A 20,037-nucleotide genomic window follows, 5' to 3' on the forward strand; every position below is an offset into this window, starting at 1 on the left:
TAATTTATTCCTATTAAATAATCTATAAGTTCTTGTTCATAAAGTTCAGTTTTCAGCACGACATCTAGCAAATTCATGGAGATATTTCTTGATCCTTACTTATAATTCAGAAAGTTCTTGTGAGCAACGTAGGATCAGCATTTCTTATGCTGATAAAGTGGTGACTTATTGAACAACTTCTATTAGTTTTGATGCAATTTTATCTAACGTTAAAATGTAACGCACCTCATTTAATTCAATTGCCGCTCGAGGCATTCCAAAAATGATACTGCTTTCTTCAGACTCAGCAAAAGTAGAGCTTACTCCCGACTGTATTAACTGTTTCATTCCTTGTGCGCCATCAGATCCCATACCAGTCATAATCACTATATGTTTCTCCAATTCTTTGAATGGAGCCAAAGATTCAAACAAATAATCTACAGATGGACGGTGACCTGCTCGAAGTTTATCCTTAGAAAGGTTGATTTTATACTTTCCAAGGTCCTTTTCTACACTCATATGCCAATCGCCTGGAGCTAGATATGCTGTTGATGTTTCAATGACTTGACCATGCTCCGCTTCAACAACTTTCATAGAAGACAACATATTTAATCGTTCTGCTAATGATTTTGTAAACTTAGGAGGCATGTGCTGTACGATTAATAAAGGAGCTGAAAAAGTTCCAGGCAATGCTGATAAAATCTGCTGAAGTGCTCTTGGACCGCCAGTAGAAGTACCTATAGCAACCAAATTTGAAAACTCATCACTTCCTTTGTTTTTATGTCTTATTTCTTTATCTGACTTTTGTCTAAAGACTGGAAGTTGTTTCTTTACATTTGATTCCACTGCACTTTTCAGCTTTTCTATAAAAGGAAAATCATTTGTATGTAAGTTAAAGCTAGCAGCAATAGATGGTTTTTTTATAAAATCTACAGCTCCATATTGCAAAGCTTTAATCGTTTCCAAAGTACCAAAATCCGTAAAATTACTTAACATAAGAACAGGTGTTGGCTGCTTTTCCATGATCATTTGTAATGCATCTAATCCATTCATGATCGGCATTTCGATATCCATTGTCACGACATCTGGTTTAAGCTCAATCACTTTATCTACAGCTTCTTTTCCATTTTTAGCAAAACAAATAATTTCAAATTCAGTATTTTCTGAAATAATATTTGTTATTAAATTCCTCATAAAAGCGGAATCATCTACTACAATTACCCTATATTTTGTCATGCGTCACTCTCCAGTATTAGGGATCATCATTTGAGTAATCTAATCATCTTATAGAAAAAACCTTTTACACTTGTATTTAAATCACTTGTTTCATTTTCATCTGATAAAAACGTTCTGCATATTTGTTGAATGTCTCTAGAGGCAGAGGTATTTGGATAAGCAGTTAAAAAAGGTGTTTGCCTTTTTACTGCTTTTGAAATATTCACATCCTCACAGATATATCCAAGTGTTGATAATTCCAAATTTAAAAATTGCCTAGCCACTAAGCTAATTTTATCAGAAGTTAATCTTCCCTCTTTTTGTGTTGTAACTCGATTAATAATCATTTTAAATTGTATTTGTTGATTCATGGAATGCACCATTTTAATGATTGCATATGCGTCTGTAATCGAGGTTGGTTCAGGTGTTGTCACAACAATCGTTTCATGTGATGACATCATTAAATTCAGAGACTGTTGAGTTAACCCTGCTCCTGTATCAAAAATAATATAATCAACGCTACCTAATAATTTACTAGCTTCATAAGCAAAATACTCTAAATCAGCTTGAGACAAATTTAATAATTCTTGGATGCCTGATCCACCTGATATAATTTGTAAGTCGTATACTCCTTTCGTTATAATCTCTTTTATATTTTTTTCTCTTTTTAACAAATGATATAAATTATATTTAGGGGTCACCCCCATTAATACATCAATGTTGGCCATGCCGATGTCTGCATCGAAAATCAGCACCTTAAAGCCTTTTAATTGCAAAGCTAAGGCAAGGTTTAAAGTTAAATTTGACTTCCCAACGCCACCTTTTCCACTTGTTATTGTGATGACTCTAGTTTTGTTGTCGTTGGAATTACTTTGCATTTTTATTAAATTTCTTAATCCTTGGGCTTGATCTTTCATGTTAAGGATCCCCCATTATGCGATCAATGACTTCATCATATTTCAAAACAGAAACATCATCTGGTACGTTTTGACCATATGTTATATAAGAAGGTTTTAGTGGAAATTCATTCATAAAATTAAAGATGTTTCCTAATGATTCTGTCTCATCCATTTTAGTAAAAAGAACTTTATCAATCCCAAATTTCATAAAATTATTAGCAATAGTTTTCATATCCTTATATTTTGTTGTTAAACTTAAAACCAAGTAGGTTTCACTTTGTTTCATAGTTTTCAACAAACTCTTCAGTTCAGAAACATTCATTTCATTTCGAAAGTTTCTTCCTGCTGTATCCATTAAAATGACATCCACATCTTGTAATTTTTCAATCGCAATTTCAAAATCTCTTGGTGAGTTCACAATATGTAGCGGTACGTTTAAAATATTCGCATAAGTTTTTAATTGTTCTATGGCTGCAATTCGATAAGTATCAGAAGTGATTAAACCAATCTTACGGTTATATTTCAATACTTGATCAGCAGCTAGTTTAGCAATGGTTGTAGTTTTACCTACACCAGTAGGTCCTACAAAGTAAGCAATTTTTGTTTGAGGTGATATCCCTTGTATATTATGATAAGATAACAACTCTATAAGACGATTTCTTACTATTTGATTTGTTTTTCTTTCAGATAATTCACTTAACTCTTCATCATGCTGTTCTATGATATGTTGTATTATGTTATCAATTAATTGGGCTTCAAATTCATGTTCATTTAAACGAAACTGTATATTTTTCAAATGGTTTGGTATTTTTGAGTTTTCATCACTTGTGTGAAACTTTAAAATAAACTCCTTTAACTTTTTTACTTCATCTAATACATCTGATTCAGAAGCTGATTTTGTTTCAGCCTTTGTAATTGTTGGTTGACTTGAATTCAGTTCAGATATTAGTGGTTTGGTTTGTTTTATTACCTTCTCCTCTTTGTTCGCTTCAGAAGCTGCAATTACTTCGATTCTTTTTTTTCTAAATAAACCTAAAAAACCACCTTGTTTGAATTCTTTTGTATTTAAAATTACAGCATTCTGCCCTAGTTCAGATTTAATTTTTTGAAAAGCAGTCGGCATGGACTCTACTACATATCGTTTTACTCTCATATATTCACCACTCCCACACTTTGAACCTCAATCGTTGGTTCTAATTCTTGATAAGATAACACAGGGATATCTTTCATTGTCTTTTCAATTAGTTGACGTAAATAGTATCTTATCGTTGGAGAAGTTAAAATAACAGGGTTATTGCCTGTTTGCATAAATTTTTTAACTTGTTCCAATATCCTTTGATGTATGATTTGTGAAGTAGAAGGGTCAAGAGCAAGGTAATTCCCATGTTCAGTTTGTTGAATCGATTCCGATATTTTCTTTTCTAAATCAGGACCAATGGCCAATACTTTTAAAACATCCCCAACTGAGCTATATTGCTGAGTAATTTGACGTGACAAACTCTGTCTAACATATTCAGTTAGAACCTGTGGATCCTTTGTATATGTAGCATAGTCTGCTAACGTTTCAAATATAGTTACTAGATCTCTTATTGAGATTTTTTCTTTTAATAAATTTACAAGTACCTTTTGGATGTCCCCAATTGATAATATATTTGGTATAAGCTCATCTATTAATGCAGGAACGTTACCCTTAATGTTCTCTACTAATGAATTTGTTTCTTGTCTACCTAATAGTTCATACGCATGGTTTTTAATGACTTCCGTTAAATGAGTGGCTACAACAGAAGGCGGGTCAACAATGGTATAGCCAGATAATTCTGCTCTGTCTTTTGTGGATTCATCAACCCATATTGCCGGTAATCCAAATGCGGGTTCTACCGTCTCAACCCCAGTAATGGAATCATCATCAATTCCAGAGCTCATTGCCAAATAGTGGTTTAATAATAATTCACCACGTGCTACTGGATTTCCTTTAATTTTTATGACATATTCATTCGGATTAAGTTGAATATTGTCGCGAATTCTCACAACAGGAACAATAAGTCCCAGTTCCAATGCACATTGTCGTCGAATCATGACGATTCTATCAAGCAAATCGCCACCTTGTCCTGCATCTGCTAAAGGAATTAACCCGTATCCAAATTCAAATTCAATAGGATCAACTTCTAATAAATTAATTACACTCTCTGGACTTTTCACTTCCTCAATGTCATGTTTCTCTTCCATCTGTTTTTCTTCTTTTTTTCTATTATTTAAGTTTTGTTGCATTTTACGTGCAGTAACGACAAATGCAATGACTAAAGGAAGGGTGATAAGTATTCCAATGGGAGTAAATATTCCCAGTAAAGCAACGGTTCCAGCTACAATATATAATAATTTAGGATATGACATCAACTGAGAAGACAAATCAAAAGCTAGATTCCCTTTAGATGCAGATCTTGTCACAATTAAACCTGCTGAAGTAGAAATTAATAATGCAGGAATCTGACTCACCAATCCATCCCCAATCGTTAATACAGAAAACGTGGAAGCGGATTCTGTCAAAGACAATCCGTGAACCATCATGCCAATCACTAAACCACCTAACAAATTAATTAACAAAATGACGATACCTGCAATAGCATCCCCTTTGACAAATTTACTAGCTCCATCCATTGCACCATAAAAATCAGCTTCACGTTCTATTTTTTGCCTTCTTTCCTTTGCCTGCTGCTCATCTATTAAACCAGCATTTAAGTCAGCATCAATACTCATTTGTTTTCCAGGCATTGCATCCAAAGTGAAACGAGCACCAACTTCTGCAACTCTCTCAGACCCTTTTGTAATTACTATAAATTGTACAACAACAAGAATAAGAAAAACGACAAAGCCTACAGCAATAGTATTTCCTCCAACAAAATTCCCAAAAGTTTCAATAACAGGACCACCTTCAGCTTTACTTAATATTGTTCTCGTAGAGGAGACATTAAGAGCTAATCTAAATAGGGTTGTAATTAACAACAAAGCAGGAAAAATTGAAAATTCCAATGCATCCTTTGTATTCATAGCAACTAACAAAATCATTAAAGCTAACGAAATATTAATAATAAGAAGGATGGACAATAATAACAAAGGTATTGGTACCACCATCATAATAACGATACCTATAATTGCAAGAAGTATTAATATTTCTTTTATTTTCATAGTATTTGCCCCTCCTTTCAACTTTTTGTATTACACATTTCGCTTTAATTTGTATACGTATGCCAATACCTCAGCTACAGCCTGGAATAATTCATTTGGAATTGAATCCCCAATTTCTACCTGTTGATAAAGTGCTCGCGCTAAAAGTTTATTCTCCATTGTGACAATTTTGTACTCTTCTGCTTTCTCTTTAATTTTAAGAGCAACATAATCCGTTCCTTTTGCTATGACTAAAGGAGCTTGCATTTTATCAGCATCATATTTTATTGCTACAGCATAATGTGTTGGATTTGTAATGACTACATCAGCATTTGGAATTTCTTGCATCATCCTTTGCATAGCCATTTGACGCTGTTTTTCTTTTATTTTACTTTTAATCAAAGGATCCCCTTCTGTTTTTTTATATTCATCTTTAATATCTTGTTTGGACATCCTCTGTTGCTTTTCAAAGTCATATTTCTGATACAGATAATCAAGTGCAGCTACGGCAATTAATATTAAACCAATTAGAATACCAAGAATCACTGTTAGATTGGCAGTGTAAGATAACATATAATCCAAAGAATTCGATGATAAAGAAAAAATATTCATTCTTTCATTCCACAAAATTAAAAAGGAAACTGCTCCGATAATAGAAACTTTTAAAATGGATTTCAAAAACTCTACAGCAGCTCGTAATGAAAATATTCTTTTCGCACCCTCAATAGGATTCAATTTACTCAATTTCATTTTTAAAGGTTCACCAGTAAATAAAAAGCCAATTTGCACATAATTTGCAAGAAAACCAAACACCATACTTAAAATAAGTAAAGGGAGCAAAAAGATGAACATACTATTTAAAAGTTCCGCAAGAATAATCATTACATTTTCAATCGTAATTTCCCACTGCATAAATTCTGTTAATGGAACAATGAAAAATTGCTGTACTCTATTACTGAAAAATGAACTAAATAAATATAAAAATAAAAAAGAGAATAGAAATATGAATGCACTCGGAAGCTCCATACTTTTGGCAACTTGCCCTTTTTTTCTAGCCTCTTGCCTTTTTTTAGGTGTCGCTTTTTCTGTTTTTTCCCCAGCAAAATATTGCAAATCTAATTTCAATTGATATTTTTGCAAGCGACTCACATCCTAAGCAACAATGAAATGAATGAGTTAGAAAAAAGTTATTGTATAATCATGAACAACTCTTCTAATCTCTTAAACATCTTCTCAAACAAATCTTCATATAAATATAAAAAACCAGCAACAAGTGTAAATAGTACGAATAAACCAACCATAATTTTAATCGGTATGCCAATAACAAATAAGTTAAACTGTGGTGCTGTTCTAGCTAACATACCTAATGCAACATCTACCAAAAACAAAACCGCTATTAAAGGGGCAGACATTTGAAATGCCAATAAAAATACATTTGTAAAGGTCGAAATGATAAATGATGAGATATCACCATCATAAATATTTGAAAACAAACCATTTGATAACGGCACCCACTCGTAACTATCCATAATGGCTCGTAATAATAGGTGGTGTCCATTCATAATTAAAAACAAAGTAATTGCTAGCATATATTTAAAGTTACCAAGTATTGGCGTCTGCACACCAGTTATGGGATCCATAACATTTGCCATACCGAATCCCATCTGTAGATCAACAAAAGCACCTGCAATTTGAACAACAGTAAAAAAAAGATAGGCTGTAAACCCTAGTAATAACCCTACCAAAACTTCTCTTAAAATAAATGTTATGTATTCACTATCGATTGATATTGGCTCCTCTAATCCAGTAGACATGAAAGTTAAAAACGTAATAAATAAAGACAAACCAATTTTATATCGTGTAGGTAGTCCTCTATATGAAAAAATAGGAGAAACTACAAAAAATGATGTTATTCGACAAAAAATCAGCAAGACATTAGGTAAATATAGAAGAAAAAGGTCTATGTACATAGAGAGTTCCTACCCAATAAATAAATATAAATTATTAAATAAATTAGAAGTGAAATCTACTAAAATCGTTAACATCCATTCACCAAAAACTAATAATGCAATAAATACGGCTACGATTTTAGGTACAAACGCTAAAGTTTGTTCTTGTATTTGTGTTGTAGCTTGTAATATACTGACGATTAATCCAACTGCTAAAGCGAGTAATATCATTGGCGCACTTACTTTTAAAACAATCCATACAGCTTCAGCTGCCAGACCAATTATAAAATTTGAAGTCATATATATCTCCCTCGCGTTATGGATTAAAGCTAAGCAATAATGATTTCACTACTAGATGCCAGCCGTCTACTAAAATAAACAATAATATTTTAAAAGGCAAAGAAATCATAACTGGCGGCAACATCATCATACCCATGGACATTAGTACACTAGATACGACCATATCAATAATTAAAAAAGGAATAAATATCATAAACCCCATTTCAAATGCGGTCTTTAATTCACTAATTGCAAAAGCAGGAATTAAAGCTGTTAGAGGTATATCATATATCGTTTCTGGTTTTTCAACATTGGCATATTCTAAAAACAATAACAAATCTTGATCCCTTGTATGTGGAACCATAAATTCTTTCATTTCATTCGAAGCATTTACAAAAGCCTGTGATTGATCAATTTCTTCATTTAATAGTGGTTGTAATGCATTTTCATTAATATCCCCTATCGTTGGAGCCATTACAAATAATGTAATAAATAAAGCAAGACCAATTAAAACCTGATTAGGCGGCATTTGTTGAGTTGCCAAACTCGTTCTGACAAAGCCAAGAACAATTACAATTCTAGTAAAACTAGTCATCAATAAGAGAATCGCAGGAGCAATACTCAAAACTGTAATCAGGAGTAAAATTGTAACTGTATTTGAAGGCTCGATTCCAGGTATTTCGGGAATGATTGGCAAAGTAAGTAAGTTAATCATTTTTATTCTCCCGATCTTTATTTTTATCGTTTATCATAGAATCGATTTTTTGATTTCGTTTTTTTACGTTATTCATTTTCTCATAGATTACTTCATGAAAAGTAGAATTAGCATGATTATCTTTATGTATTTCCTCTTCATTATTTTTATTCAAACTATTAAATATTGATTTAAAACTCAATAAATTGATGGATTTCTGATTAGAATTTAACGTCTGTTTAATAAGATTAATCTTTTCTATTTGATCAATTTTCTCAATAAGCTGTACCTCATCACCTACTCCAATCAAATAGATATCACCACCAAACTCAATGACTTGAATTGAATTCTTTTGTCCAAGTTTAACTCCACCTAAGTGTTTGATTAAACTATTAGACATCCAAGTATTTTTTTTAGATAGAAACTTAAACACTAAAAATATCAAAGCAATAATAAATAACAACATAAAAAAAACCAGGAAAAATTGTTCTGTCAATCCCTCTTCATAAGTATTTTGAAGAGGGGGCATTAGTTTATTTAAAGTATAGGTTGTATTTTTGAGTGTAGCCAAAAATGAACAATCCTTTCTATTGATGTATCAGTTAACTAAGTGTTTTCTTAATCGCCTCAATCACACGGTCTGCTTGAAAAGGTTTAACTATAAAATCTTTAGCTCCTGCTTGGATAGCATCAATCACCATCGCCTGCTGCCCCATTGCTGAACACATAATAACTTTTGAGTTAGGATCCATTTTTTTAATTTGTTTGAGTGCTTCAATACCATCCATTTCAGGCATTGTAATATCCATTGTTACTAGATCTGGTTGCAGGTCTCTATATTTTTCAACTGCTTGTGAACCATCAATAGCTTCACCTATAACTTCAAACCCATTCTTAGATAAAATATCTTTGATCATCATTCTCATAAAAGCAGCATCATCAACGATTAAAATTTTGTTAGCCATATAATTCCCTCCGTATTTATTGTATTTTATTTAGTCGATCGACTTGATTAATGATTTCAGTTACTCTAACACCGAAGTTTTCATCTATGACAACCACTTCACCTTTGGCAATGTTTTTGTCATTAACCAGAATGTCTACCGGTTCACCAGCTAATTTATCTAGTTCAATAATGGACCCTTGTGTTAATTCCAAAATCTCCTTGACCTTTTTTTTAGTTCTTCCTAATTCTACTGTGACATTCAAAGGGATATCAAGTAATAAATTCAAATTTACTTGATCTGAATGTGTTACATTCGTTTGAGTAAAGTTCTCATATTGAACATGCTGTACATTAACATTTGAATTCATAAGATTGTTATTAACAATGTTTTGTTGTTCCTTATGAGTCTGATTCATTTCTTGATATGTTCTGTTAATTTCTTTTTGTTGTACAGGTTGTTGTGATAAATTAGATGCTGAATCTGATTGTAATGTATTTTCAACAGTGTTTGTCTGCTGTTGCTGTTCACTCTGCTCTTGCTGTTCACTCTGTTGTTCTACATCCCCTCCTATTAAACTATGAACTAGATTTTTAGCAAATGGTATCGTTACTAGCTGCATAATCGTTGAATCTATCAAATTAGCGATTTTCAATCTAAAAGATACTTTTATAACCACATCATCTGAAGGCAAACCATTTTGTTGATCCGTGTCTATAACATTAATGCTTGGTGGAGATATATTTACAGTACGGTTGAAAATTGTTGACATTGATGTTGCCGATGATCCCATCATCTGGTTCATGGCTTCCTGAACTGCACTAATGTGTATTTCATTTATTTTTTCTGCTACGTTTGTTCCATCCCCACCTAACATAAGATCAGCAATAATTTTTGAATCTTCTTCAGCAATGACTAATAAGTTAATTCCCTCCAAACCAGCAATATACTCTACGTGTATTGCAAGATGAGGATGTTTAAACTCTTTTTTTAATTCATCTTTTAAAGCAATAGAAACATTAGGTGTAGTAATATCTACTTTTTGCCCAATTAATGTAGATAAAGCTGTAGCTGCACTACCAAATGTAATATTTCCAATTTCACCAAGAGCATCCAATTCCAAGGAAGATAAATATTGATGGATATCCATTGATTGATTTTGCTCGGTCGGTTGGCTAAGTAATGCGTCTATTTCTTCTTGCGTTAATAGGTTTTTACTATTCATTTCCACCCTCCTCCTCGTTTAAAATTTCTTCAATTTTTATTGCTAATTTCCCATTAATTTCACCTGGTCTTCCAATGAATTTTTCCTTATTGCCTATATTTAAGGTCAGTCCTCTTTGAATGGATTTATCTAATTTAATAACATCTCCTTCTACTATATTCAAAAATTCATGAACGGATAGACTAGAATTACCTAACTGAGCAACTATTGGTAACGTAGTATTATGTATTCTTCTCTGCAAAGCTTCAATTTCAACAGGATTTTTTTCTGCTTTTTTTTCTGATATAAACCAATGATGATCAGATAGTCTAGACATTATAGGTTCAATGACAACATGCGGTATGCACAAATTCATCATGCCAGAAAAATCTCCAATGTTTGTTCTCATTGAAATAAGGGCGATAGTTTCATTTGGAGAAACAATCTGAATAAATTGTGGATTTGTCTCCAAGGCTGTGAGTTTGGGTGTTAAATCAATCACTGATTTCCATGCCTCTTTAAAACTTTCAAACGCTCTTGTAAATATTCTTTCTAACACCATGGTTTCAATCTCTGTCAAAGTAGTAACGTTTGAAAGATTAGTTCCAACACCTCCAAGTAAACGATCAATCATGGCATAAGCAATATTAGGATGTACTTCTAGAACCATCCTTCCTTTTAAAGGTTCAGCTTCAAATATATTTAATATCGTCGTTTTTGGAATGGAGCGTATAAATTCATCATAAGGCAACTGTTCAACTTGAACGACTTTAATTTGCATAAATGTCCTTAATTGTGCCGAAAAATAGGTTGTTAAATATCTAGCAAAATTCTCATGAATTCTTGACAAACTTCTGATATGATCCTTTGAAAAACGAACCGCTCTTTTAAAGTCATATGCTCTTATTTTTTTTGCAGATTCCTCTTTTTTTAGTTCTTCTGCATCCATCTCACCTGAAGAAAGAGCAGTTAATAGAGCATCAATTTCATTCTGGGATAGAATATCTACCAATTAAACCACTCCTTAAGCACGGTTTGCGCTGTTATATCCTACTAACAACTCGATCTGTAATGTGAACTTGCTCTAATGTACCTTCTGTTAGAATTGGATTAATGATATCCTTCAGTTTGTTTATGATTAGATCTAAATCTTGACTATCACTCATCTCATTCGCTTTCGTATCTGCTAATAACCGAATGACATTTGATTCTACTATATGTATTGAAGCTTCTAATTCCTTTTTTGCATCCTTATTGTCAACCTGAAACGCAAAACTTATTCTTATTAAATAGTTTAAATCTGCTAGATTCGTTGTTACATCATCCATAAAAACAGTCAGTTCTTGAATCTCTTGTGCACTTGGATTCTCAGTTGATACGGGTTCATTTTTGACCCAATCCCAAAATATAAATGCTGATAAAGTAATTAAAGTAATAAAAACCAAAATAAAAATGAGTGAGAATAACAGATTTTTTGACACTATGATCCCTCCATATGTTGGGATTTCACCGTAGCATTTATAATACCAATATCATGAAGGTAGTTTTTAATTAATACTATCACATCTTTTACCTTTTCGAGAACCAGTATTTTTTTGCCGTTGGTTAGAGTTATAATTGTCTCAGGTATTTCTTCAATTGTTTCTATTAACAAAGCATTAATTGAAACTTTTTTTCCGTTTATTCGAGTCACAGTAATCATCATTTCTCCCCCATGTGATAGTTTGCAGCATATTCAGTGGGATAGTCTTACTTCCACCCCACTGAAGTACACTTCAAGTTATCTTGATTTACAGTTCATATTCTCCTTAAATCGTAAATAGGAGTTTCATGGATTATCGTTTCAAGTTAACTATTTCTTGAAGAATCTCATCAGATGTTGTGATTATTCTTGAATTGGATTGAAATCCACGCTGAGCAACAATCATTTCTGAAAATTCAGCGGTTAAATCTACATTTGACATTTCTAACTGTCCAGAGATGATAGAACCTGTCCCAATGTCAGGATCATTTGCTTGCCCTATTAAATCCAAAGGATCTTCTGCTTCTGCATCTGAATTTGGAGTAACTCTATATAAGTTTCCGCCTAATTTTTCAAGACCTGAAGGATTTGTAACTTTGGCTATACCGATTCGAATATCGGTTCCTTCTGATACTCCATCAACATTTACAGATACAATTTCGCCATCTTGAGCAATATAAAATGATGTCACTTCTTCTGTATCTATCGTAATAATTTCTCCTTCGGAATCTAGCAAGAACATACCATTAACATTAACAATATTCCCATTAGCATCTATTGAAAAATTCCCTGCTCGTGTCAAATAAGATGTCTCAGCATCTGAATTAGGAGCAACTGCAAAAAATCCATCACCATCAATTCTAAGATCAGTTGGCACATTTGTAGTCATTGCACTACCTGGAGTATGGATGGTATTGATCGCTCCAACAGTAACACCCAGACCAATTTCCTTTGCGTTACTTCCACCAGTTACATCGTTTGGAGCTGTTCCACCTGAAATTTGTTGGCTTAATACGTCTTGAAACATCACTCTTCCAGCTTTAAAACCTGTTGTATTCACATTTGCGATATTGTTACCTATGACATCTAATTTTGTTTGAAAGCCTTGCATTCCAGATATTCCAGAATATAAAGATCTAAGCATTTAACTCACTCCCACATTAATAATTGAATTGGTTGCTTCTATCGGTCCACAACCATAGGCCTCCTGTAAGGTCCAGCCTAGTAAATTATTTTATAATTAAAGCACTATCAATTTTTGTAAAAACATGATTTTTCAAAGAGTTACTATCCATGGCTGTCACAACAGTTCGATTTTTAATATTAACAATAAATGCAGTATTATCAAATAATATCAAAGAATCTTGAGCTCCTTTTGCAGAAGCATTATCTATTGCTTCGTTTATTTTTTGAATCTGATCTGGATATAATTTAATGCCTCTTTGCTTCAATCTTTGCTCCGCATGGTGGCTGAAATTCAGCATCTCATCTTGAAGCAACTTTTCAAATGGTTGATTTTTATTGTTCTGTGTAACTTTTGATTGAGTTTTATTCGTTATATTAGGAGGAATATGATTGGTTTGTAAATGACCTATCATTTTACGTTCTATCACTCTTCATTCACTCCATTTACAACTTCTAGATCTGCATTAACTTCAAAGATATTAATTTCCTCTTCGTTACTTGCTGGTGCATCTAATGCCCCTGGTTCTTCTGGTTCTTCTGGTATTTCTGGTTCTGGTTCTTCTGAAACAGTAACATCAGAAATTTTTATTATCAGCTCTAACGGAACTTCTTCACCTTCTACGATGGCATATTGTCTTCCACTTATGATGCTGATCGCCTCGACAATACCTGTTTCAGTAATCATCTCAGACGTATCCGTGTCATAATAACTATAAGTAATTTCTTTTCCTATCATATCTGACGAAATACCAATAGATTGACGTAATAGTTGAATTTCATCCGATATTTTTGTCAACTGTTCTAAGGATGTAAATTGAGCCAATTGCGCAATAAAATCTTGATCACTTGTAGGCGATAAAGGATCTTGGTGTTTCAACTGTTCCATAAGGAGTTTTAAAAACTGGTCTTGCCCTAAATTGTTCTGTTCCTCGGAAGTTGAAATCCTTTGATTACTTGAAGAATAGTAAGGCCATGCGTTAGTAACACCAGGTAAATATTCGGACAATTTTTTTCCTCCTTCCAATTCAAAACATTATGCGGTCACATCAAATGCCCTACCATTTACGTTAGTAAAACCTTCCGATAGCATTTCCATTTCTAAATCACCCTCAGGAAAACCTTCCAAAAAAGTTTCATATTGTTCAGGGCTTTGATTACTCTGTTGTTTAAATTGTTGTGAAAACTGCTGGTTCTTCTCATCCTGAAATAACTGTGAATCCATCTGAAGAACTTCGACTTTATCAACTTGAATACCAAGATTTTGTAGAGCCAATCTTAATTGAGGCAACTGACTTTCAATCATCTCTTTTCCTATCAATTTATCTGCCATAAACTGAGTGACTAACTGTCCATTTTCCAGTTTCAAATGAACATCTACTTGTCCTAATTGCTCAGGAATTAATGAAATTCTAGCTTCAGCAATACCATTAAATTGAGAAAACCTTATGGTTTTAAATACAAATTGACTCATTTCTTGAGAAAACTTTTGTGCTTCAATTGGTAGTTTTACTACTTCTGTGTTTGTCGGTCGGATCACATCATTGTTAAAAACAGTACCAATATTGTGATTTCCCAGTGGCTGTATTGCCCCTTCATTAGGTATGGCATTTGTTTGATATATGATTTGATTCAATATAGAAGTTTGTTGTTCTAATCTTCCAAATGAAGTCTGCTCATTTGAAAAAGATGATTTAAAATACTCAGATGAATTGGATTGATAAACTTTTAATGTTTTCTGCAATAAGTTTAACAATTCTTGACCTGTCAAAACATCCATGGATTCAAGATCTGTAACCGTTGTTTTTGATATCACGTTAAATAACTGAATAAATTGCAAAGATGATTTTTTGTCGGTGTCATTAATTAGCTTATTCATTAATTCCATTGTTTCAGGAGAAATATCTAGCAGATCATTAAAATTGAATATAACATTACTACTTTCTTTAGAGTTCATATTATGTAATAAATCTAAAAGATTTTGAGATTGTTTTTTTGAATTTTCCATCATCAGTTTCATTAGTTCAAACTGAGAATTTTCTGCCATATCCCCATTTAAAGAGAGCTTCTCCTCAACTTGTTGACTAAACTGATTAAACAGTGCAATAACTTTCAAGAATGATTGTTTAGAATCAGACTCTTCTAACCATTGCATTATGCTCTTAATATTCTCTTCATCACCACTATTTTCAGTATCAATCAACTGATTTAGCTTTGATAAGTCGGATGTCAGCAATTCTGCTAAAATTGATTGCAATAACTCATCCGTAGGCGCAGCTTCTAAATTTATTAAATCATTATCATGAGTTTGATTGTTATCATTTAAAGCCATCAGCTTTGCCATAAAATCACTACTTGATGTGTTCATAGTTTTTGAAGAATTATTTAAAAAAGAACTAGTTGAAGTATTGCTCAAATTATGTATCAAAGACATCTGCATCATGTATATCACCCCCTTTCAAATTAATGTATGATTAAATTTATGGTTTTTCTTTTGCTAATAAAGTTAAAAATTCTGCAGCATCAGTTTCAGATATTTCTGAAATAACTTGTATTATATTGGAACGAATTACGGTATCTGTCTCACGCAATATATTTAAAGCTAACTCTTGATTCTGTTTTTTCATTTCTAATAATATAGAAGCCGCATTTTCAGGTACCATCGTTGAAATAGTTAAACTTAATTCTTTATTTGATAAAGGATCTTCCTTTGGTTCTCTATTTTCCATTTCTTTCAACCGTGCTTGTAAAGCAGCAATTTGTTGATCCATTACTGAAACTGTATCCTTCAAAAGGATGGAAGCTTCAGCAGCCATTTCCGGGTTCATTTTTTCTAATATTTTAACCTGATCATCTTTATTCATTGCATTTAACATAAGCACTGTTTCACTCATCGTTAAGTTTTCAAATATGGATGCAGCCTTGCTTGGTAACATATCAGCATATATTTTAGATGTTTCTTTAATTTTTTCAGCATATTCATCCATCGTTATTTTATCTATCAATTGATCTTCTAATAAGTCGATTTTTGTTTGCAACTCGTTTATGACTTGATCTTTTTCAGCACTAATTTCTACTTCGTTCACTAATTCAGTTTGAATTCTATCCAATTCTAACTCTATAGACTCCAGTAATAGTACATTTTTCTCTTCATCTGACATTACTGTAACCTCATTATCTAATTCTTCTACATCAGGTACTAGAGTTTCTACATATGGAATTTTGTTTCCAACTTTTAAAACCATATTTAACACATTGAAGTTGTTAATCGAATCTAACACAAAAATAAGTATGGTGGTAAAAATAACAGGTATCAAAAACCAGTAGAATACTTTTGAAAACACACCCATCGATGACCCTTCTATTTTTATATTATCCACCTATAACCCTCCTATCATATATGCCGTTTCTAGCTGATAATTATCTTTGTAAACGGATAGCAATCTCATCTAGTTCCATTGTTTCTTTTTTCAAAGTTTTTTCCATATGTGTTGTATATGATTTTTCTCTTGCATTCACCCAGACTTTTTCATCTATCATTTGTTTCTTCAAACCATCTTTACTTTTAGATACTGCCATTTCTGCATTTTTCAAACCTTCGTGTTGTTTTTGTATATGATGATTTAAAGATAAGATATAGCTGGACATATTTTGCAAATCTGATATTGGGGTTTTATCTTTAAATGTTGAATATAGTTTCTGATATTGATTGTTTTTTTGATTTTGTAATTTCGATAATTTCTCATTTTCAGAATTTAATTGAATTATTGCTTTAGTAAGCTGCCATTCTGCTTGTGTTTTCAAATTATTTTTATAGTCAACGATCTTCTGCATTGGGTATTTATAAGCCACTATCATCAACTCCTGCTAAATTGATTCAGTAATAATTGTTTTGCATCTTCAAAAGTAACTCTTTCATCCGTTGATTGTTGTAAATAACTTAGAATATCCTGCATATAACTCAATGCTTGGTCAATCTCTGAATTTGAACCCTTCTGATATGCTCCGATATTAATTAAATCCTCTGATTCTGTATAAACTGATAATAGACGTTTTAAGTGCTCTGCTGATTGCTGCTGATCTTTTGAAACGATCTCCTTCATTACGCGACTCACACTAGCTAATACATTAATCGCAGGGTAGTGTCCTTTATTTGCTAAATTTCGATCCAACACGATATGACCATCCAAGATCCCTCGTACTGTATCTGCAACAGGTTCGTTCATGTCATCCCCATCGACTAGTACAGTATAAAAAGCTGTAATAGAACCTTTTAAGCTTGTACCAGCACGTTCAAGAAGTTTAGGAAGGTTTGCAAACACTGAAGGAGTATATCCCCTTGTCGTAGGAGGCTCACCTATTGCTAACCCAACCTCTCTTAATGCCATTGCATACCGGGTTACTGAATCCATCATTAACATGACGTTTAAACCACGATCTCTAAAATACTCTGCAATAGTAGTTGCTATAAGCGCACCCTTCATTCGTATTAAAGCTGGTTGGTCTGAAGTGGCTACGATAACAACTGATCTAGCTAATCCCTCTGGACCAAGATCTCTTTCAATAAAATCCATTACCTCTCTACCACGTTCTCCTATCAAAGCTATTACATTGATGTCAGCAGAAGTATTTCTGGCAATCATACCAAGAACCGTGCTTTTCCCAATACCTGATCCTGCAAATATACCTACTCTCTGACCCTTTCCTATCGTTAACAACCCGTCAATGCTGCGGATGCCTACACTAATTGGTTCTGTAATTCTTGGTCTGCTCAATGGATTACTAGGTAGGTTATTTGTGTTATACATTGTCATATTAAGAGGAAGTTTAGAACCATCTAAGGGTTCTCCGAGCCCATTTAATACTTTTCCTAATAATTCATGACCTACTTTAACATTTAAAGGTTTACCTAAACTAACCACATCACAGCCAGGCCCAATTGCATTTAAATCACCAATCGGCATCAAAATGACTTTATGATTTCGAAAACCTACAACCTCAGCTAAGACTGGTTTTTTGGATCGGTCAGGATATATGTAACAAACATCTCCAATTTTTGCTTCAGGTCCCTCAGACTCAACAGTTAGTCCAATAACTTGTGTAACCTTTCCATTAAAACGGACGGTTTCAATATGATTTAGATGCTCAATATATTTCCCTACATTAAGGTTGATTTTACTCATCTTGTTCATCACGTTTTCTAGTAATTTCTTTCAACTGATTTTTAATTTCTGATAGTTGCGTGTCTATCTTAGCGTCAATACTTCCAAATGAAGAATGAACAACACAGTCAAAATCTTCTAAAGAAGCATCAGGCACAATTTGCAATTCAGATTGCGGATCTAGTGACAAGAGCAATTCTTCTCTTGCATCTTTTATGTATTTGTACTGATTTGGCGCAACACAACACTTTATAATTCCTTCTTCCTTTCTTCTCGTTAAAACTTTACCAATCATTTGAATGACTGCTTCCTTGGAATCATGAAGTTCTTTATGTATTACCTTTTCAGCTATAGCACAGCTTAAATCAACCACAAAAGGTTCTGCCTCATGAATAATATTTTCTTTTTCTTCGTAAGCTGTATTAACAATTGTACTTGCTTCGTTAATCAAATTAGAATATTGTTGTTTTACTTGTTCTTCTGCAAGTTCAGTACCTTCTTTAATTCCCTGTTCAATTGCTTTTGCTTTTGTCTCTTGAACAATACGTTTGTCCTGTTCCCTTTTCTCAGACCACCATAACTTGATTTCATTTTCAGCTTCTGCTTTTAAAGCAGCAACTTCAGCTTTTGCATTTTCAATTTGTTCATTCGCTAAAGATTGCGCTTTTTTCAATATTTCATCTCTTTCAGAAAAAACTTCATCATCCTCTTCTATCTGATGTTCCGTATTCTCGATTTGAGTTAAATCTTTTTTTATGTAAAAGTCTGATAATTGTAATTTTTTCTTATCTTCTATTGAAATATAGTTAGTAGATTTAATGAGATTAGACAATGATATCATCTCCCAAACCTCTTGAAATAACGATATCTCCCGTTTCTTCTAAACGACGAATTACGGATACAATTCGAGTTTGTGCTTCTTCTACATCACGCAATCGTACAGGGCCCATAAACTCCATTTCTTCTTTATAGGTTTCAACCATTCTACTTGACATATTTTTGAAAATTACATCTCGTACTTCTTCACTTGATACTTTCAACGAGAGCTGTAAATCATGATTATCTAGATCACGGATAATCCGTTGAATTGATCGATTGTCCAGACTTACAATATCCTCAAACACAAACATGCGTTTTTTGATTTCTTCTGAGAGAACTGGATCTTGAATTTCCATTGATTCTAATATCGTTCGTTCAGTTGCACGGTCAACACCGTTTAAGATTTGAACGATAACGTCAATTCCACCTGATGATGTATAATCCTCACTCACTGTGGCTGATAGTTTCTGTTCAAGAATTCGTTCTACTTGTCTAATTACTTCAGGAGTAGTGCTTTGCATCGTTGCAATTCTTCTAGCAATGTCGGCCTGTTTATCTTGAGGAAGCGAAGATAAAATAACTGATGCTTTCTCAAAATCAAGGTGTGACAGTACTAAAGCTATCGTTTGAGAATTTTCATTTTGGATAAAGTTGAGTATTTGTGCCGGTTCTGCTTTCCTTGCAAAGTCAAAAGGTCTCACTTGCAGGGTTGATGTTAAGCGATGCAAAATATCAACTGCTTTTTGATGACCTAATGCTTTTTCTAATATGTCTTTGGCATAACTAATTCCACCTTGAGAAATATAATCTTGGGCTATGCAAATTTGATAAAATTCACTCATTATATTTTCTTTTTCAATACTGTTCACTTTTCTAACATTTGCAATTTCCAATGTTAATTGTTCAATTTCTTCTTCTTTTAGATGTTTAAAAACTTCCGCAGATGTTTCAGTTCCTAATGAGATTAAAAGAATGGCAGCTTTTTGTCTTCCTGATAATTGTCCCTTAGCCATAATAAACCCTCCTT

Annotated in this window: 23 protein-coding genes; all 23 read right to left on the reverse strand. The window is 33.0% G+C overall.

What is annotated here, in order from left to right:
- Positions 1–165: 165 nt before the first annotated feature.
- The 23 genes from VQL36_RS12115 to fliG all read right to left on the reverse strand — a co-directional run bounded on the left by VQL36_RS12115 (position 166) and on the right by fliG (position 20,023).
- Positions 166–1,215 (reverse strand): chemotaxis response regulator protein-glutamate methylesterase, encoded by a 1,050-nt coding sequence (locus tag VQL36_RS12115; protein ID WP_349249561.1) that lies wholly within the window; start codon positions 1,213–1,215, stop codon positions 166–168.
- Positions 1,216–1,241: 26 nt separating this feature from the next.
- On the reverse strand, positions 1,242–2,111 hold the full coding sequence (locus tag VQL36_RS12120) for a MinD/ParA family protein (protein WP_349249562.1): 870 nt from the start codon (positions 2,109–2,111) through the stop codon (positions 1,242–1,244).
- A 1-nt stretch (position 2,112) separates the two neighbouring features.
- Positions 2,113–3,246: a flagellar biosynthesis protein FlhF gene (flhF, locus tag VQL36_RS12125; protein ID WP_349249563.1), complete on the reverse strand. Its 1,134-nt coding sequence runs from the start codon at positions 3,244–3,246 to the stop codon at positions 2,113–2,115.
- The gene (gene flhA, locus VQL36_RS12130) at positions 3,243–5,276 is read right to left on the reverse strand and encodes a flagellar biosynthesis protein FlhA (RefSeq protein ID WP_349249564.1); all 2,034 of its coding nucleotides are present in this window, start codon (positions 5,274–5,276) and stop codon (positions 3,243–3,245) included. The genes flhF and flhA overlap by 4 nt, the downstream gene beginning before the upstream one ends.
- 30 nt (positions 5,277–5,306) lie before the next feature.
- Complete coding sequence (flhB, locus tag VQL36_RS12135) at positions 5,307–6,395, reverse strand: flagellar biosynthesis protein FlhB (RefSeq protein ID WP_349249565.1); 1,089 nt, start codon at positions 6,393–6,395, stop codon at positions 5,307–5,309.
- Positions 6,396–6,442: 47 nt separating this feature from the next.
- Positions 6,443–7,225: a flagellar biosynthetic protein FliR gene (gene fliR, locus VQL36_RS12140; RefSeq protein ID WP_349249566.1), complete on the reverse strand. Its 783-nt coding sequence runs from the start codon at positions 7,223–7,225 to the stop codon at positions 6,443–6,445.
- Between the two features lie 9 nt (positions 7,226–7,234).
- Positions 7,235–7,504 (reverse strand): flagellar biosynthesis protein FliQ, encoded by a 270-nt coding sequence (gene fliQ, locus VQL36_RS12145; protein ID WP_349249567.1) that lies wholly within the window; start codon positions 7,502–7,504, stop codon positions 7,235–7,237.
- Positions 7,505–7,520: 16 nt separating this feature from the next.
- On the reverse strand, positions 7,521–8,198 hold the full coding sequence (fliP, locus tag VQL36_RS12150) for a flagellar type III secretion system pore protein FliP (protein ID WP_349249568.1): 678 nt from the start codon (positions 8,196–8,198) through the stop codon (positions 7,521–7,523).
- Positions 8,191–8,748 carry a flagellar biosynthetic protein FliO gene (locus VQL36_RS12155; protein ID WP_349249569.1) on the reverse strand — a complete coding sequence of 186 codons (558 nt, stop codon included), beginning with the start codon at positions 8,746–8,748 and terminating at the stop codon, positions 8,191–8,193. The genes fliP and VQL36_RS12155 overlap by 8 nt, the downstream gene beginning before the upstream one ends.
- A gap of 31 nt (positions 8,749–8,779) precedes the next feature.
- Complete coding sequence (locus tag VQL36_RS12160; protein WP_349249570.1) at positions 8,780–9,142, reverse strand: response regulator; 363 nt, start codon at positions 9,140–9,142, stop codon at positions 8,780–8,782.
- Between the two features lie 16 nt (positions 9,143–9,158).
- Complete coding sequence (fliY, locus tag VQL36_RS12165) at positions 9,159–10,346, reverse strand: flagellar motor switch phosphatase FliY (protein ID WP_349249571.1); 1,188 nt, start codon at positions 10,344–10,346, stop codon at positions 9,159–9,161.
- Positions 10,339–11,337, reverse strand: coding sequence for a flagellar motor switch protein FliM (gene fliM, locus VQL36_RS12170; RefSeq protein ID WP_349249572.1), 999 nt, complete (start codon positions 11,335–11,337; stop codon positions 10,339–10,341). Before fliM ends, fliY begins: the two co-directional genes overlap by 8 nt.
- 31 nt (positions 11,338–11,368) lie before the next feature.
- The gene (locus tag VQL36_RS12175) at positions 11,369–11,806 is read right to left on the reverse strand and encodes a flagellar basal body-associated FliL family protein (RefSeq protein WP_349249573.1); all 438 of its coding nucleotides are present in this window, start codon (positions 11,804–11,806) and stop codon (positions 11,369–11,371) included.
- On the reverse strand, positions 11,806–12,027 hold the full coding sequence (locus VQL36_RS12180; RefSeq protein WP_349249574.1) for a flagellar FlbD family protein: 222 nt from the start codon (positions 12,025–12,027) through the stop codon (positions 11,806–11,808). Before VQL36_RS12180 ends, VQL36_RS12175 begins: the two co-directional genes overlap by 1 nt.
- A 133-nt stretch (positions 12,028–12,160) precedes the next feature.
- Positions 12,161–12,991: a flagellar basal body rod protein FlgG gene (flgG, locus tag VQL36_RS12185; protein ID WP_349249575.1), complete on the reverse strand. Its 831-nt coding sequence runs from the start codon at positions 12,989–12,991 to the stop codon at positions 12,161–12,163.
- An 85-nt stretch (positions 12,992–13,076) separates the two neighbouring features.
- Positions 13,077–13,460 carry a TIGR02530 family flagellar biosynthesis protein gene (locus VQL36_RS12190; RefSeq protein ID WP_349249576.1) on the reverse strand — a complete coding sequence of 128 codons (384 nt, stop codon included), beginning with the start codon at positions 13,458–13,460 and terminating at the stop codon, positions 13,077–13,079.
- Complete coding sequence (locus VQL36_RS12195; RefSeq protein WP_349249577.1) at positions 13,457–14,038, reverse strand: flagellar hook capping FlgD N-terminal domain-containing protein; 582 nt, start codon at positions 14,036–14,038, stop codon at positions 13,457–13,459. The genes VQL36_RS12190 and VQL36_RS12195 overlap by 4 nt, the downstream gene beginning before the upstream one ends.
- A 27-nt stretch (positions 14,039–14,065) precedes the next feature.
- The gene (locus VQL36_RS12200; RefSeq protein WP_349249578.1) at positions 14,066–15,472 is read right to left on the reverse strand and encodes a flagellar hook-length control protein FliK; all 1,407 of its coding nucleotides are present in this window, start codon (positions 15,470–15,472) and stop codon (positions 14,066–14,068) included.
- Between the two features lie 37 nt (positions 15,473–15,509).
- A complete protein-coding gene (locus VQL36_RS12205; RefSeq protein ID WP_349249579.1) occupies positions 15,510–16,409 on the reverse strand; it encodes a hypothetical protein in 900 nt (299 codons plus the stop codon).
- Positions 16,410–16,449: 40 nt separating this feature from the next.
- A complete protein-coding gene (locus tag VQL36_RS12210; protein WP_349249580.1) occupies positions 16,450–16,863 on the reverse strand; it encodes a flagellar export protein FliJ in 414 nt (137 codons plus the stop codon).
- 23 nt (positions 16,864–16,886) lie between these two features.
- Entirely contained in the window at positions 16,887–18,212 is a 1,326-nt protein-coding gene (gene fliI, locus VQL36_RS12215; protein WP_349249581.1) for a flagellar protein export ATPase FliI, read from the reverse strand.
- Positions 18,205–19,023 carry a FliH/SctL family protein gene (locus VQL36_RS12220; RefSeq protein ID WP_349249582.1) on the reverse strand — a complete coding sequence of 273 codons (819 nt, stop codon included), beginning with the start codon at positions 19,021–19,023 and terminating at the stop codon, positions 18,205–18,207. Before VQL36_RS12220 ends, fliI begins: the two co-directional genes overlap by 8 nt.
- The gene (gene fliG / locus VQL36_RS12225; protein ID WP_349249583.1) at positions 19,016–20,023 is read right to left on the reverse strand and encodes a flagellar motor switch protein FliG; all 1,008 of its coding nucleotides are present in this window, start codon (positions 20,021–20,023) and stop codon (positions 19,016–19,018) included. The genes VQL36_RS12220 and fliG overlap by 8 nt, the downstream gene beginning before the upstream one ends.
- Between the last annotated feature and the right edge of the window lie 14 nt (positions 20,024–20,037).

The sequence above is a fragment of the Chengkuizengella sp. SCS-71B genome (assembly GCF_040100845.1).
Taxonomy (GTDB): Bacteria; Bacillota; Bacilli; order Paenibacillales; family KCTC-33759; genus Chengkuizengella.

Coding starts and splice junctions, on each gene's coding strand:
- fliY (WP_349249571.1), bottom strand. CDS start 10,346: ATGAATAGTAAAAACCTATTAACGCAAGAAGAAATAGACGCATTACTT.
- VQL36_RS12180 (WP_349249574.1), bottom strand. CDS start 12,027: ATGATTACTGTGACTCGAATAAACGGAAAAAAAGTTTCAATTAATGCT.
- fliG (WP_349249583.1), bottom strand. CDS start 20,023: ATGGCTAAGGGACAATTATCAGGAAGACAAAAAGCTGCCATTCTTTTA.
- VQL36_RS12210 (WP_349249580.1), bottom strand. CDS start 16,863: ATGCAGAAGATCGTTGACTATAAAAATAATTTGAAAACACAAGCAGAA.
- VQL36_RS12120 (WP_349249562.1), bottom strand. CDS start 2,111: ATGAAAGATCAAGCCCAAGGATTAAGAAATTTAATAAAAATGCAAAGT.
- fliP (WP_349249568.1), bottom strand. CDS start 8,198: ATGATTAACTTACTTACTTTGCCAATCATTCCCGAAATACCTGGAATC.
- fliR (WP_349249566.1), bottom strand. CDS start 7,225: ATGTACATAGACCTTTTTCTTCTATATTTACCTAATGTCTTGCTGATT.
- fliI (WP_349249581.1), bottom strand. CDS start 18,212: ATGAGTAAAATCAACCTTAATGTAGGGAAATATATTGAGCATCTAAAT.
- flhA (WP_349249564.1), bottom strand. CDS start 5,276: ATGAAAATAAAAGAAATATTAATACTTCTTGCAATTATAGGTATCGTT.
- VQL36_RS12160 (WP_349249570.1), bottom strand. CDS start 9,142: ATGGCTAACAAAATTTTAATCGTTGATGATGCTGCTTTTATGAGAATG.
- VQL36_RS12115 (WP_349249561.1), bottom strand. CDS start 1,215: ATGACAAAATATAGGGTAATTGTAGTAGATGATTCCGCTTTTATGAGG.
- VQL36_RS12200 (WP_349249578.1), bottom strand. CDS start 15,472: ATGATGCAGATGTCTTTGATACATAATTTGAGCAATACTTCAACTAGT.
- fliQ (WP_349249567.1), bottom strand. CDS start 7,504: ATGACTTCAAATTTTATAATTGGTCTGGCAGCTGAAGCTGTATGGATT.
- flgG (WP_349249575.1), bottom strand. CDS start 12,991: ATGCTTAGATCTTTATATTCTGGAATATCTGGAATGCAAGGCTTTCAA.
- flhF (WP_349249563.1), bottom strand. CDS start 3,246: ATGAGAGTAAAACGATATGTAGTAGAGTCCATGCCGACTGCTTTTCAA.